Source organism: Paractinoplanes maris, from assembly GCF_023544465.1.
Taxonomy (GTDB): domain Bacteria; phylum Actinomycetota; class Actinomycetes; order Mycobacteriales; family Micromonosporaceae; genus Actinoplanes; species Actinoplanes maris.
Genome location: NZ_JALPVL010000018.1, coordinates 108,584 through 122,005 on the forward strand (window position 1 = coordinate 108,584; position 13,422 = coordinate 122,005).

Genomic DNA, 13,422 nt, shown 5'->3' on the forward strand with positions numbered 1-13,422 from the left:
TCCCTACTTGTCGACGATCGTCGGATAAATGTGCTCGAAGCTCAGCGCCTTGCCGAAACCACCGGCCACGATGAACGTAATACCCAGGACGACGGCCAGCAGAACGACGGCGAAGAGCAGGTAGGCCCCGATCCGGCCGACCGGGTGCGGCGGGGCGTGGTCGACCTCGGCGTCACCGCCGGCGCCGAACGCCATCGAGCGGATCCCGAGCGCGAAGATCGCGGGCAGACCGGCTCCGAGGAGCAGGCCGGCGAGCAGGACCTTCCAGGCGCCTTCCAGAGCGAATCCCAGGTTGCTCACCTATGCCGCCGTTCCCGCGGGCTCGCGGCGCTCGGCCGTCTCGTCCCACTCGTCGTTGACGTTGTTGTGGTCGACCGGCGTCTTGCGCGAGTGCCAGTACATGTAGCCGGCCGCGGCCAGCAGGACCAGGAAGATCACCAGCGCTCCGCCCAGACCGCCGATGGCGTCGCCCAGGAACCACATCAGGGCGCCCACGACCGCCGCCGACGGCAGCGTGATCAGCCAGGCGGCGACCATCCGGCCGGCCACCCGCCAGCGCACCTGGGCGCCGGGCTTGCCCACCCCGGAGCCGAGGATCGAGCCGGTCGCCACGTGCGTGGTGGACAGGGCGAACCCGAGGTGGCTGGAGGCCAGGATGACCGCGGCCGAGGACGACTCGGCCGCCATGCCCTGCGGAGGCGCGATCTCGACGAGGCCCTTGCCCAGCGTACGGATGATCCGCCAGCCGCCGAGGTAGGTGCCCGCGGCGATGGCCAGGGCGCAGGACGCCTTCACCCAGAACGGGATGCTCTTGGTGTCGGTCCACTCCCCCGAGGCGATCAGCGCCAGCGTGATGACACCCATCGTCTTCTGCGCGTCGTTGGTGCCGTGGGCCAGCGAGACCAGCGAGGCGCTGCCGATCTGGCCCCAGCGGAAACCGTTGTCGGTGAAGCGCGCGGCCACGCCGACCGTGATCTTGTAGATCAGCCAGGTGCCGACGGCCGCCACGACACCGGCGATGACCGGGGAGAGCAGGGCCGGGAGGATCACTTTGCCGACCACGCCGTCGAGCTTGGACCCGTCACCGTTCCAGTTCACCCCGGCCCAGCCGAGGCCCGCGATGGTGGCGCCGATGAGGCCGCCGAACAGCGCGTGCGACGAGCTGGAGGGCAGACCCAGCAGCCAGGTGAACAGGTTCCAGACGATGCTGCCGACCAGGCCGGCCAGCACGATCAGCAGGAGTGCCGTCCCGCCGTCGGAGGTCAGCGAATCCTTGGGGGTGCCGTCGGAGTTCTGGATCCGGACGACGGCATTGCTGACGGTCAGGGCGACCTCGACGGAGAGGAACGCGCCGATCAGGTTGAGGATGCCGGAGAGGGCCACGGCCACCTTGGGCCGGAGTGCTCCGGTGGCGATGGACGTGGCCATCGCGTTCGCCGTGTCGTGGAACCCGTTGGTGAAGTCGAAGCCGAGGGCCGTGACCACCACCAGGACCAGAATGACCGTTGTCTCTGTCACCCGGTCAGCGTCGCCCGGAAAAGTCAGACCTGAAAGAGCCCTGTGAGCACGAATTCAAAGTTCGGCCGGGGTTGGGAGAACACCCATTCAGCGTTTGCCGGATCGTCAACGAGCGACATGTTTGACCGGTCGAAGACGGGCGAACGGGAAAGGGCCGGACCCAGGGGTCCGGCCCTTCCTGATCAGGACTGTCAGTTACTGGGTTCCAGTACGACGGTCGCCGTCCCGGTCTGAGCCGGGGTGCCCGTGTCGGTGTACGACGCGACGAACACCGCGGTCAGGTTGTCCGCCCCGGCGTGCCCGGGGTCGAGGAACGTGGTGATCGAGCCGGTGCAGCCGGACGCCGTGGACTGCGGGTGCCCGTGCTGGTCGTGCCCGAGCACGTAGGTCACGGTCACCCGGGCGCAGTCGACCGGCGCGTCGTCGGTCACCGCCACCTGGAAGTTCACCGTGTCACCGAACTGGAAGGGCTGGCCCTCCTGGGGTGTGGTGAACGTGACGACCGGGGCCGCCGTGCCGACCGGCAGCCGCACCTCGGCCGACGACGACCGGCCGGTGCTGTCGGTGACCTTCAGCGTCGGACGGTAGTTGCCGTTCTCGGTGAAGGTGTACGTCGGGTTCGGCGAGCGCGAGTCGACCCGGTTGTCGTTGTTCAGGTACCACTCGTACCGCAGGGCGTCACCGTCCGGGTCGACCGTGCCGGCACTGGAGAACTGCACTGTCAGCGGCGCCTGGCCCAAGGTCGGCGTCGCCGCCATCTTGGCGATCGGCGTGCGGTTGCCCCGGACGTAGTCGAACCGGGAGAGCTGGGCGTCGGGGTTCTCGGCGAAGTAACCGTCGCCGTACTCGAGGACGTAGAGCGCGCCGTCCGGGCCGAACTCGAGGTCCATCGGGTTGTCGAAGACGAGCTCGGGCAGGACCGACTCGATCTTCGTGACCTGGTTGCGCCGGTCGAGGGTGAGGGCCTTGACCCAGTCGCGGGTCCACTCGGCGAACAGCGGCTTGCCGTCGAACGCGGCCGGCCACTTGAACGGCGAACGCGAGCGCTTGTCGTAGTCGTAGGCCGGGCCACCCATCGGGCCGATGCCACCGGTGCCGAGCTCGGGGAACTGGGCGCTGGCGCCGTACGAGTAGGCGATCTCGGCCTTCTCGACCGGCGGCAGGTTGCGCAGGCCGGTGTTGTTGGGCGACTCGTTGACCGGCGCCGCGCAGTTGAACGCCGCGCCCGACGTGCCGGTGGCGAAGTCGTAGTCGACGTACGGCTTGTCGGCGTCGGCGCAGTACGGCCAGCCGTAGTTGGCCGGCTTGTCGATCGCCAGCCAGCGCCCGTGCCCCGCCGGACCGCGGGCCGGGTTCGGGTTCTGCGCGTCCGGCGAGTAGTCGCCCAGGTAGAGGACGTCGGTCTCCGGGTCGATGGTGAACCGGAACGGGTTGCGCAGGCCCATCGCGTAGATCTCGGCCTTGGTCTTCGCCGTGCCCGGTTTGAAGAGGTTGCCCCGGGGGATCGTGTAGCGGCCGTTCGAGCCGACCTTGATGCGCAGAACCTTGCCCCGCAGGTCGTTGGTGTTGGCCGCGGAGCGCTGGGCGTCGAAGACCGGGTTGCGGTTGGCCCGCTCGTCGATCGGCGCGTAACCGTCGGAGGAGAACGGGTTGGAGTCGTCACCGGTCGACAGGTACAGGTTGCCCTTGCTGTCGAAGTCGATCTTGCCACCGACGTGGCAGCACTGGCCGCGGTCGACCGGAACCTGCAGGATCTTCTGCTCGGTGTCGAGCCGCAGCGTGCTGCCGGCCAGCTTGTACCGCGACAGCTGCAGGTGCCCCTTGTAGCGGGCGAAGTCGGCCGCCGTGCCCTCGTTGGGGGCGTCGCCCTCGTTGACCTGCGGGGTCAGCGGGTCGTCCTTCGGCGTGTCGAGCGGCGGTGAGTAGTAGACGTAGACCCACTTGTTGCGCGCGAAGTCGTTGTCGATGGCGATGCCCTGCACGCCCTCCTCGTCGTGCAGGTAGACCGGAATCGTCGCGGCCAGCACGTTGCGCCCGGTGGCGGGCTCGTGGATGCGCACCTCGCCACCGCGGGCGGTGTGCAGCACGCGGCGGTCGGGCAGCACGGCGAGCGCGATCGGCTCACCGGGGAAGTCGTTGAGGGTGACCTTCTGGAAGTCGGAGGACGGCGGCAGCGGCTGGGACGACGAGCCCCCGCCGGCGATGGCCGCGGACGGCGTGACCAGCAAGGCCGCGCCGACAACGCTGAGGGTTGCGAGCCTACGCATCATCAGAAACGGAGCCCCTCCAGGTAGGTGTACGCACGCTGGGCGGTGACGAGCGCGTCGGCCGGGGTGCGCGGGGGCGAACCGGCGTCATCACGCTCCACGATGTACTCGATCAGGCCGGCCTCGCGGGCGTGCTCGAAGATGCGGCCGAAGTCGATCAGGCCGTCTCCCGCGTCGGCGAAGTTGGCGTTGATATCGAGGTCCTTGACGTGGACCTGCTTGATCCGGCCGCGGTTCTCGTGGATCAGGTCGACCGGGTCGTGCGCCCCGCGGAAGGCCCAGAACAGGTCGACCTCGAAGTGCACGTAACGGTTGTCGGTCTCGTTGAACAGGATGTCCATGCCGGTCAGCTTGGTGCCGGTCTGCCGGAAGAACTCGGCGTGGTGATTGTGGTAGCCGAACGAAAGCCCGGCCCGCCGGGCCAGCCGGCCGGCCTTGTTGAGGTCGGCCGCGAACGCGCGGTAGACGGCCGCGTCGCGGATCGGGCCGTTGGCGCCCTGCCCGAAGAACGGGTGGACGATGAACTTGTTGCCGACGATGTTCGCGTCCTCGAGAGCAGCCTCCCAGGTGGACGCGTTGAACGGCTGCGGGATGCCGACGTGGCCCGAGGTGGCGCGCAGGCCGGCGGCGTCGAGGGCGGCCCGGAACTGGGCGGCGGTGCGGCCGACGAAACCGGCGTGCTCGACCCGGGTGTAGCCGATCTCGGCCAGCTCGGCCAGGCTTGCCTCGAGGTTGATGTTCAGCTGATTACGCAAGGTGTAGAGCTGCACGCTGATCTGGTCGCGCGGGACTCGGCGAGACGAATGCGAACCGCCCGCCTGCGCGGCGCCGGGGACAGCGAGAGTGGCGGCGGCGCCGGCGGCAGCCGCGGCGCCCAGAAGCTGGCGACGGTTCAGGGATTGCGGCATTGCTTCTCCTTCGAACGACATCGTTCGATGAGGTTACCGATGTGTTTCGTGCGATGGGAAGGGAACTTTGATCGAAAGAATCAAAAGTTTTCATCATGGATGCAAAACGCCCCAGCCACCCAAGGTGACTGAGGCGTTTGTGTATGTAACGTACGGTCAGGCGATCCGAGCCTCGGCGTCCACTCGGGACAACGCGCCGGTGAGAATGGACAGTCCCTCCCGGGCTTCCGCCTCAGTCAGGGTCAGCGGCGGGCCCATCCGCAGCACGTTGCCGTAGAGGCCGCCCTTGCCGACCAGCAGGCCACCGGCCCGGCACTCGTCGAAGACGCGCACCGTGGCCGCCGGGTCGGGCTCGGTCGTGCCGGGCCGCACCATCTCGACGCCGATCATCAGGCCCTTGCCGCGCACCTCCCCCACGCTGGGCAGGTCGAGCCCGCGCAGCCCGTCCAGCAGGATCGCGCCGACGCGGGCCGCGTTGCCCTGCAGGTCGTGATCGAGCACGTAGTCGAGCACGGCGGAGCCGGCCGCCATCGAGAGCGGGTTGCCGCCGAACGTCGAGAAGCTGATCGCCGGGACCGCGTTCATCACCTCGGCCCGGCCCACCACGCCGCCGAGCGCGAAGCCGTTGCCGATGCCCTTGGCGAAGGTGATCAGATCGGGCGTGACGCCGTGCGCCTGATAACCCCAGAAGTGCTCGCCGGTGCGTCCCCAGCCGGTCTGCACCTCGTCGGCGATCAGCAGGATCCCGCTCTCGGTCAGGACCTTCTGGTACGCCCCCAGGACTCCGTCGGGGCCGGCCACGAACCCGCCGACGCCCTGGATCGGTTCGGCGATCAGCGCGGCCACGTCGCCCGCGGTGACCGTGGCCAGCACCTCGCGCAGGTCGTCGACCGCCGCGTCGAGGATGTCGCCGTCGGCCAGGCCGGCCATCCGCCCGCGCAGCCGGTCGCCCGAGGCCAGCCACTGCACCTGCAGCGGGCTGAGCGAACTGGACGACCAGCTGCGGTGGCCGGTGACCGCCATGGTGGCGAAAGTCCGGCCGTGATAGCTGTTCTTGACGGCCAGGATCTGGTTGGAGCGGCGCACGTTCGCCGCCATCAGCAGCGCGGCCTCGTTGGCCTCGCTGCCCGAGTTGGTGAAGAAGACCCGGGCGTCCGGGATTCCGGAGATCCGGGCGATCTTCTCGGCCAGCTCGACCTGCTGCCGGATGAGATAGAGCGTCGAGGTGTGCACGACGCCGGTGGCCAGCTGGCGCCGCACCGCCTCGTTGATCTCGGCGATGTCGTAACCGATCATGTTGGTCAGCACGCCGCCGAAGAAGTCCAGATAGGACCGTCCGTCGGAGCCGGTGACCCGGCGCCCCGACCCGGCGACGATCTCCAGGGCGTCGTCGCCGTAGTAGATCGGCATCCAGCCCGGCATCACGGCACGATGGCGGGCGAGCAGGTCGTCGTCGTTCATGGTCGATCCTTTCCTAGCGCCAGCCGCGCGGGTGCGGGCGGGCTCGGGGGCCGCTGCCGCGGCTGTCCAGCAGGGCCGCCGCGGCGAGCGCGTCGGCCAGGTCGTCGAACTCGCCGGCGACCAGGCCGGCCGTGACACGGACGTGGTCGCCGTCGAGCGGGGTGACACAGAACGGGGCGCCCGGTGAGACGGCGATGCCGTGGGCGGCCAGTGTGACCATGGCGATCTGCTGGTCGTCGACGGCCATCCAGAGGTTGATGCCGTCGGCGGCGGTGGCGGTCACGCCCCGGTCGTGCAGCGCGCCGAGCAGGGCGGTGCGCCTGGTGGCGTACGCGTCCCGGGCCTGGGCGATCTGCGCGGCCGCGACCGGGTCGGTGAGCAGGTCGAGGAGTACGCCCTGCAACAGGCGGCTGGACCAGCCCGGACCGAGGAGCCGCCGATCGGCCACCGGACCGATCACCCCGGCCGGGCCGCCGATCGCCGCCAGCCGCAGATCGGGACCGTGCGACTTGGAGAAGCTGGCCACGTGGACCGTCCGCTCGCTCAGGTGGGTGCCGAGGCTGACCGGGGCCGCGGTGGCGATGTCGCCGGCGTGGTCGTCCTCGACCACCCAGACCCCCGGGAAGTCACCGAGCACCGCCGCCAGCTCGCCCGCCCGGGACGCCGGCATGCTGACGCCGGTCGGGTTGTGGGCCCGGGGCTGCAGGAAGACGGCCACCGCGGGATAGTCGGCGAGCGCCTGGCGCAACCGGTCGGGCCGCAGGCCGCCGGCATCCATCGGCACGCCGACCACGGTGGCGCCGACCGTCTGGAGCAGGTCGAGCAGCGGCGGGAAGGCCGGGTTCTCGACCACCACGTGGTCACCGAAACGCACCACCTCGCCGATCACCCGGTCGAGCGCGTCCAGCGCCCCGTCCACCACGGTCAGCCGCTCGGGCCGGAACGGCCACCGCCCGCGCAGCGCCGCCTCCAGCCCGGGCAGCACCGGTTCGTCGAGGTAACTGCTGGTCAGGCGCCCGTCGCCGATCCGCCGGAGCGCATCGGTCAGGTCCGGCAACAGGTCATGATCGGGTACGCCGGTCGACAGGTCCCGGGTCACCGCGGCGGCCCGGCCCCCGAGTTGCGAATAGCGCAGCCGCCGCCGGGGCAGGACGGGCGCGGCCACGTACGTCCCCGATCGCCCCCGGGTCTGGATCGCGCCGGCCCGGGTCAGGCTGCGCCACGCCTCACTGACCGTGGTCGGGCTGACCCCGAGCTCGCGCGCGACATCGCGGACGGTCGGCAACCGGGTGCCCGCCGGAAGCTGCCCGGCGGTCACCAGACGGCTCACGGCCGCGGCTATCCCCCGGGCGCTGCGCTCGTCGACAGCCCCCGTGATCAGCGCCAGCAAATTACCTCTCCGAAACAGTCCGTTACGTTCAGGCAATTGTTCGCCTGAATGTGTGTCGTTAGTGTCCTACGGCATCTGAAGCCGACATTCAAGCCCTAGCGCAGCTGGTATGACGGGGAGTAGACACACGATCACGGGCGCTTCCACCGCGCCGGAGCATCAATGAGAGGGGCACTCATGAGCGACATCGTTCGCGCCGCCCTCGTCCAGACGACCTGGACGGGCGATAAAGAATCGATGATCAAGGCGCACGAGGACTACGCCCGGGACGCCGCCGCCCAGGGGGCGAAGGTGATCTGCTTCCAGGAACTTTTCTACGGCCCGTATTTCTGCCAGGTGCAGGAGGCCGAATATTACGAGTACGCCGAGTCGATCCCCGGCCCGACCACCGAGCGCTTCCAGGCCCTGGCCGCCGAGCTGGGCCTGGTCATGGTCCTGCCGATGTACGAGAAGGAGCAGGAGGGCGTCCTCTACAACACCGCGGCCGTCGTCGACGCCGACGGCTCCTATCTCGGCAAATATCGCAAACACCACATCCCGCAGGTCAAGGGTTTCTGGGAGAAGTTCTACTTCCGGCCCGGCAACCTCGGCTACCCGGTCTTCGACACCGCGGTCGGCAAGGTCGGCGTCTACATCTGCTACGACCGGCACTTCCCCGAGGGCTGGCGCGAGCTCGGCCTGGGCGGCGCGCAGATCGTCTTCAACCCGTCGGCCACCAGCCGCGGTCTGTCGAGCTATCTGTGGCAGCTCGAGCAGCCGGCCAGCGCGGTCGCCAACGAGTACTACATCGGCGCCATCAACCGGGTCGGCACCGAGGCGCTGGGCGACAACGACTTCTACGGCCAGTCCTACTTCGTCGACCCCGAGGGCAAGTTCGTCGGCGAGGTCGGCGACACCCACCAGCCCGAGTTGATCGTCCGCGACCTCGACCTGGGTCTGATCAAGACGGTCCGCGAGCGCTGGCAGTTCTACCGCGACCGCCGTCCCGAGTCCTACACCCGGACGGTGGAACTGTGACCATCCTGATCAAGGGCGGGACGGTCGTCGGACCGACCGGACCTTACCCGGCCGACGTGCTGGTCGACGGCGAGACGATCGCGGCGATCTTCGCGCCCGGACGCGGGCCGGAGGGACCCGAGGTCATCGACGCAGGCGGGAAGTACGTGATTCCCGGGGCGATCGACGGCCACACCCACATGCAGATGCCGTTCGGCGGCACCGAGGCCAGCGACACCTTCGACACCGGGACGCGAGCGGCGGCGATCGGCGGCACCACCACGATCATCGACTTCGCGATCCAGCGGTACGGCGAGGTCGTGCAGGACGGGCTGGCCGCCTGGCACGCCAAGACGGCCGATCAGTGCCACATCGACTACGGCTTCCACATGATCGTCGGGGGCGTGGACGACGACTCACTCAAGGCCATGGACCAGCTCGTGGCCAGTGAGGGCATCACCAGCTTCAAGCTCTTCATGGCGTACCCGGGGGTCTTCTACTCCGACGACGGCCAGATCCTGCGCGCCATGCAGAAGGCGCGTGACAACGGCGCCCTGATCATGATGCACGCCGAGAACGGGCCGGCCATCGACGTGCTGGTCAAGCAGGCCCTCGAACGCGGCGAGACCGACCCGGTCTTCCACGGCCTCACCCGTCCGCAGGAGCTCGAGGCCGAGGCCACCAGCCGGGCCATCTGGCTGGCCTCGGTGGCCGCCGACTGCCCGCTCTACATCGTGCACCTGAGCGCCTCCAAGGCCCTGGAGCAGGTGAAGGCCGCCCGCGACCTGGGCCGCAACGTCTTCGCCGAGACCTGCCCGCAGTACCTCTATCTGACCCTGGAGGACCAGCTCGGCGCGCCCGGCTTCGAGGGCGCCAAGTGGGTCTGCTCGACGCCGCTGCGCAGCAAGCACGAGAACCACCGGGCCGACCTCTGGCAGGGCCTGCGCACCAACGACCTCTCGGTGGTCTCGACCGACCACTGTCCTTTCTGCATGAAGGATCAGAAGGAGATGGGCCTCGGCGACTTCTCCAAGATCCCGAACGGCATCGGCAGCGTCGAGCACCGGGTCGACCTGCTCTATCAGGGTGTGGTCGACGGCAAGCTGTCGCTCGCGCGCTGGGTCGAGACGATCGCGACCACGCCGGCCCGCATGTTCGGCATGTATCCGAAGAAGGGCATCATCGCGCCCGGATCGGACGCCGACATCGTGCTCTACGACCCGGCCGGGCGCACCCGGATCAGCGTCGAGACGCACCACATGAACATGGACTACTCGGCCTGGGAGGGCTGGGAGATCGACGGCAAGGTCGACACGGTCCTGTCCCGGGGCGAGGTCATCGCGTCCGGCGGCACCTACACCGGGCGCGCCGGCCGGGGCAAGTACGTCCCCCGCGGCCTCTCCGACTACCTGATCTGAGGAGCAGCGTGTGGACATAGGTGTGGTGCTGCAGAACAACCCGCCCGCGCTGGCGGTGGTGGAGCTGGCCAAGCAGGCCGAAGCGGCCGGTTTCAGCCACGTCTGGACGTTCGACTCGCACGTGCTCTGGCAGGAGCCGTTCGTCATCTACTCCAAGATCCTCGACGAGACCGACCGGGTGGTCGTCGGCCCGATGGTCACCAACCCGGGCACCCGCGACTGGACCGTGCTCGCCTCCATGTTCGCCACCCTCAACGAGATGTACGGCAACCGGACGATCTGCGGCATCGGCCGGGGCGACTCGGCACTGCGCGTGCTCGGCGCGCAGCCGCAGACGCTGGCCCAGCTGCGGGAGTCGATCGGGGTCATCCGCGGGCTGGCCAACGGCGAGAAGGTCGAGCTGCGGGGCACCGAGCAGCAGTTCGCGTGGGCCACCGGCAGCCGGCTGGAGGTGTGGGTCGCCGCGTACGGCCCGAAGGCCCTGGCCCTGACCGGTGAGGTCGGCGACGGCTACATCCTGCAGCTGGCCGACCCGGACATCGCGGCCTGGATGATCAAGGCGGTCCGGCGGGCGGCCGAGCAGGCGGGCCGCGACCCGATGGCCATCAAGTTCTGCGTGGCCGCACCGGCCTATGTGGGCGACGACCTGGCCCACCAGCGCGAGCAGACCCGCTGGTTCGGCGGCATGGTGGGCAACCACGTGGCCGACATCGTGGCCCGTTACGGCGGCGACGGCACGGTGCCGCAGGTGCTGACCGACTACATCAAGGGCCGCGAGGGTTACGACTACGCCGAGCACGGGCGGGCCGGCAACACCCACACGACGTTCGTGCCGGACGAGGTGGTCGACCGGTTCTGCATCCTCGGGCCGGTCGAGGACCACTTGAAGCGCCTCGACGAGCTCCGGGCGCTCGGGGTCGACCAGTTCGCGGTCTATCTGCAGCACGACGCCAAGGAGGAAACCCTCAAGGCGTACGGCGATCACATCATCCCGGTCGTGTCGTGAGGAGAGTCCTGTACGTCCTCCTGGGGCTCGCGGTCGTCGCGGCGCTCTGGGAGGGCTACAAAGTCGTCGGCAACCCGGAGGGCACAGTGCTCTTCGGGGTGCGGATCCTGCCCCGCGCCGACGACCTCTCCATGCCGCACCTGTGGACGGTGCTGGAACGGCTGGGCCGCCCGGAGCTGACCGGTGGCCGGCCGGTCTGGATCGTGGTGCTCAGCGCGTGCCTGTTCACGCTGGGCATCACGGCCGCCGGGTTCGTCATCGGTGCCTTCGTCGGACTGCTGCTGGCGATCGTGATGGAGCGGTTCGGGATCGTCGAGCGCGGCCTGCTGCCGTACGTGATCCTGAGCCAGACCGTGCCGCTGGTCGCGCTGGCGCCGCTGGTGGCCGGATGGGGTGGCACGCTCATGCCGCCCTGGGCGACGGTCTCGGTGATCGCCGCCTACCTCGCGTTCTTCCCGGTGGCGGTGGGCATGCTGCGAGGTCTGCAGTCGCCCTCGGCGAGCGGGGTCGAGCTGATGCGCAGCTACGCCGCCGGGTGGTGGCGCACGCTGGTCAAGCTGCGCTTCCCGGCGTCGCTGCCCTATCTGTTCCCGGCGCTGCGGCTGGCCGGGGCGGCCGCGGTGGTCGGCGCGGTGGTGGGCGAGATCTCCACCGGCACCCGGGGCGGCATCGGCCGGCTCATCATCGAATACTCGCGGGAGGCCACCTCGGACCCCGCCAAGGTCTACACCGCGATGCTCGGGGCCGCCCTGCTCGGCCTGGTCGTCGCCGGTCTGGTCAGCCTGTTGGAGGTGCCGCTGATGCGGCACCGGCGGCACGTGGAGGTGGTGACACTGTGAGCTCGGTCGACATCAACGGCGTCACCAAGACGTTCAACCAGGGACGGGCGGACGAGGTCGTCGCGTTGTCCGAGGTCGACCTGACGGTCGGGGACGGCGAGTTCGTCTCGCTGATCGGGCCGTCGGGCTGCGGCAAGAGCACCCTGCTCCGCCTGATCGCCGACCTGATCGCGCCGAGCACCGGCACGATCACCGTCGCCGGCAAGTCGGCCGGCGCGGCGCGCAAGGAACAGGCGTACGGGATCGCCTTTCAGCAGTCGGGGTTGTTCGAGTGGCGGACCGTGCTCAAGAACGTCGAGCTGCCACTGGAACTGCGCGGGCTGTCGCGGCCCGAGCGCAAGGCCAAAGCCGAGCAGATGCTGGCGCTGGTCGGGCTCGAGGACTTCGCCGGTCACTACCCGGCCCAGCTCTCCGGCGGCATGCAGCAGCGGGTGGCGATCGCCCGGGCCCTCGCCGTGCAGCCGCCGCTGCTGCTGATGGACGAGCCGTTCGGAGCGCTCGACGAGATGACCCGGGAACGGTTGCAGTCGGAGCTGCTCGGCATCTGCGCCCAGACCGGCACGAGCACGGTCTTCGTCACCCACTCCATCTCGGAGGCGGTGTTCCTGTCGAACCGGGTGGTCGTCATGTCGGCCCGGCCGGGGCGCATCACCGCGTCGATCACGGTCGACCTGCCGAGCCGCGACGACGCGGGCCGGCTGTCCCCGGCCTTCTTCGACAAGATCACCGAGGTCCGCCAGGCATTGCGGGGCGATGCGGCGCCGGCGCGTCCCGCCGAGAACGCCGTGGCCGGAACGGACCCGCGATGAGGTGGGTGCGGTCCGTCCTGCCCCCGGTGATCGTCGGCGTTCTGGCCGTCGTGGCCTGGGAGCTCACCGTCTCGCTGGGCCGGATCGCGCCGTTCATCCTGCCCGCGCCGTCGGCGATCTGGAAGGAGCTGGTCGCCCAGCGGCAGAACGTGTGGGAGGCGGCGCTGGCCAGCGGCGAGAACGCGCTGATCGGCCTGATCGGCGGGGCCGCGCTGGGCATCCTCCTGGCGATGGCGGCGAGCCGCTTCAAGCCGCTCACCGAGGTCTCCATCCCGTTCGCGGCCGTCCTCAACGCGCTGCCGATCATCGCGCTCGCGCCGATTCTCAACAACATGTTCGAGTCGACCAGCAGCATCCCCCGGCGGCTGGTCACCGCCATCATCGTGTTCTTCCCGGTCTTCGTGAACACCCTGCGCGGCCTGCGCGAGGTCGACCCGCTCCATCAAGAGCTCATGCACACGTACGCGGCGAGCGGCTGGACCTTCGCGCGAAAGGTCCGCCTCCCCGGCGCTCTTCCCTACGTCTTCACCGGTCTGCGGCAGGCGTCGTCGCTGGCCGTGATCGCCGCGGTCGTCGCCGAGTACTTCGGCGGACTGCAGACCGGGCTCGGCTCGCGGATCACCTCCGCCGCCGCGTTCACCGCCTATCCCCGGGCCTGGGCCTTCGTGGCCGGCGCGTGCCTGCTGGGACTCGTCTTCTATCTGACCACGCTCCTGCTCGAGCGCCTCGCCATGCCCTGGCGGACGCGTCTGATCGCCTGAGCACCGCTCGCACCTCCGTCTTCTCACCGCAAGATCATCAACCGACCCC

The 13,422-nt window shown here is 69.5% G+C and carries 12 protein-coding genes; 6 read left to right on the top strand and 6 right to left on the bottom strand.

All coding sequences use genetic code 11. From position 1 onward, the window contains the following. Positions 1 to 3: 3 nt before the first annotated feature. The 6 genes from NAG42_RS41225 to NAG42_RS41250 form a co-directional block, all read right to left on the bottom strand. Positions 4 to 300, bottom strand: coding sequence for a hypothetical protein (locus NAG42_RS41225; protein WP_250037972.1), 297 nt, complete (start codon positions 298 to 300; stop codon positions 4 to 6). Next, a complete protein-coding gene (locus NAG42_RS41230) occupies positions 301 to 1,518 on the bottom strand; it encodes an inorganic phosphate transporter (protein WP_250037973.1) in 1,218 nt (405 codons plus the stop codon). Between the two features lie 191 nt (positions 1,519 to 1,709). Next, on the bottom strand, positions 1,710 to 3,785 hold the full coding sequence (locus tag NAG42_RS41235; RefSeq protein ID WP_250037974.1) for a PQQ-dependent sugar dehydrogenase: 2,076 nt from the start codon (positions 3,783 to 3,785) through the stop codon (positions 1,710 to 1,712). Between the two features lie 2 nt (positions 3,786 to 3,787). Beyond that, positions 3,788 to 4,693: a sugar phosphate isomerase/epimerase family protein gene (locus NAG42_RS41240; protein WP_250037975.1), complete on the bottom strand. Its 906-nt coding sequence runs from the start codon at positions 4,691 to 4,693 to the stop codon at positions 3,788 to 3,790. Between the two features lie 156 nt (positions 4,694 to 4,849). Next, positions 4,850 to 6,154 carry an aspartate aminotransferase family protein gene (locus tag NAG42_RS41245; RefSeq protein WP_250037976.1) on the bottom strand — a complete coding sequence of 435 codons (1,305 nt, stop codon included), beginning with the start codon at positions 6,152 to 6,154 and terminating at the stop codon, positions 4,850 to 4,852. A gap of 13 nt (positions 6,155 to 6,167) precedes the next feature. Then, on the bottom strand, positions 6,168 to 7,544 hold the full coding sequence (locus NAG42_RS41250; protein WP_250037977.1) for an aminotransferase-like domain-containing protein: 1,377 nt from the start codon (positions 7,542 to 7,544) through the stop codon (positions 6,168 to 6,170). Between the two features lie 177 nt (positions 7,545 to 7,721). Between NAG42_RS41250 and NAG42_RS41255 the strand changes: the two genes are divergently transcribed. Genes NAG42_RS41255 through NAG42_RS41280 form a run of 6 tightly spaced genes read left to right on the top strand, consistent with a single transcriptional unit; the run spans position 7,722 to position 13,373 of the window. Next, positions 7,722 to 8,561, top strand: a complete 840-nt coding sequence (locus NAG42_RS41255) for a nitrilase-related carbon-nitrogen hydrolase (protein ID WP_250037978.1) — start codon at positions 7,722 to 7,724, stop codon at positions 8,559 to 8,561. Then, positions 8,558 to 9,958, top strand: coding sequence for a dihydropyrimidinase (gene hydA / locus NAG42_RS41260; protein WP_250037979.1), 1,401 nt, complete (start codon positions 8,558 to 8,560; stop codon positions 9,956 to 9,958). The genes NAG42_RS41255 and hydA overlap by 4 nt, the downstream gene beginning before the upstream one ends. Before the next feature lie 10 nt (positions 9,959 to 9,968). Next, positions 9,969 to 10,964: a TIGR03842 family LLM class F420-dependent oxidoreductase gene (locus NAG42_RS41265; protein WP_250037980.1), complete on the top strand. Its 996-nt coding sequence runs from the start codon at positions 9,969 to 9,971 to the stop codon at positions 10,962 to 10,964. After that, complete coding sequence (locus tag NAG42_RS41270) at positions 10,961 to 11,803, top strand: ABC transporter permease (protein WP_250037981.1); 843 nt, start codon at positions 10,961 to 10,963, stop codon at positions 11,801 to 11,803. Before NAG42_RS41265 ends, NAG42_RS41270 begins: the two co-directional genes overlap by 4 nt. Beyond that, the gene (locus tag NAG42_RS41275) at positions 11,800 to 12,612 is read left to right on the top strand and encodes an ABC transporter ATP-binding protein (protein ID WP_250037982.1); all 813 of its coding nucleotides are present in this window, start codon (positions 11,800 to 11,802) and stop codon (positions 12,610 to 12,612) included. Before NAG42_RS41270 ends, NAG42_RS41275 begins: the two co-directional genes overlap by 4 nt. Then, positions 12,609 to 13,373, top strand: coding sequence for an ABC transporter permease (locus NAG42_RS41280; RefSeq protein WP_250037983.1), 765 nt, complete (start codon positions 12,609 to 12,611; stop codon positions 13,371 to 13,373). Before NAG42_RS41275 ends, NAG42_RS41280 begins: the two co-directional genes overlap by 4 nt. Positions 13,374 to 13,422: the final 49 nt, after the last annotated feature.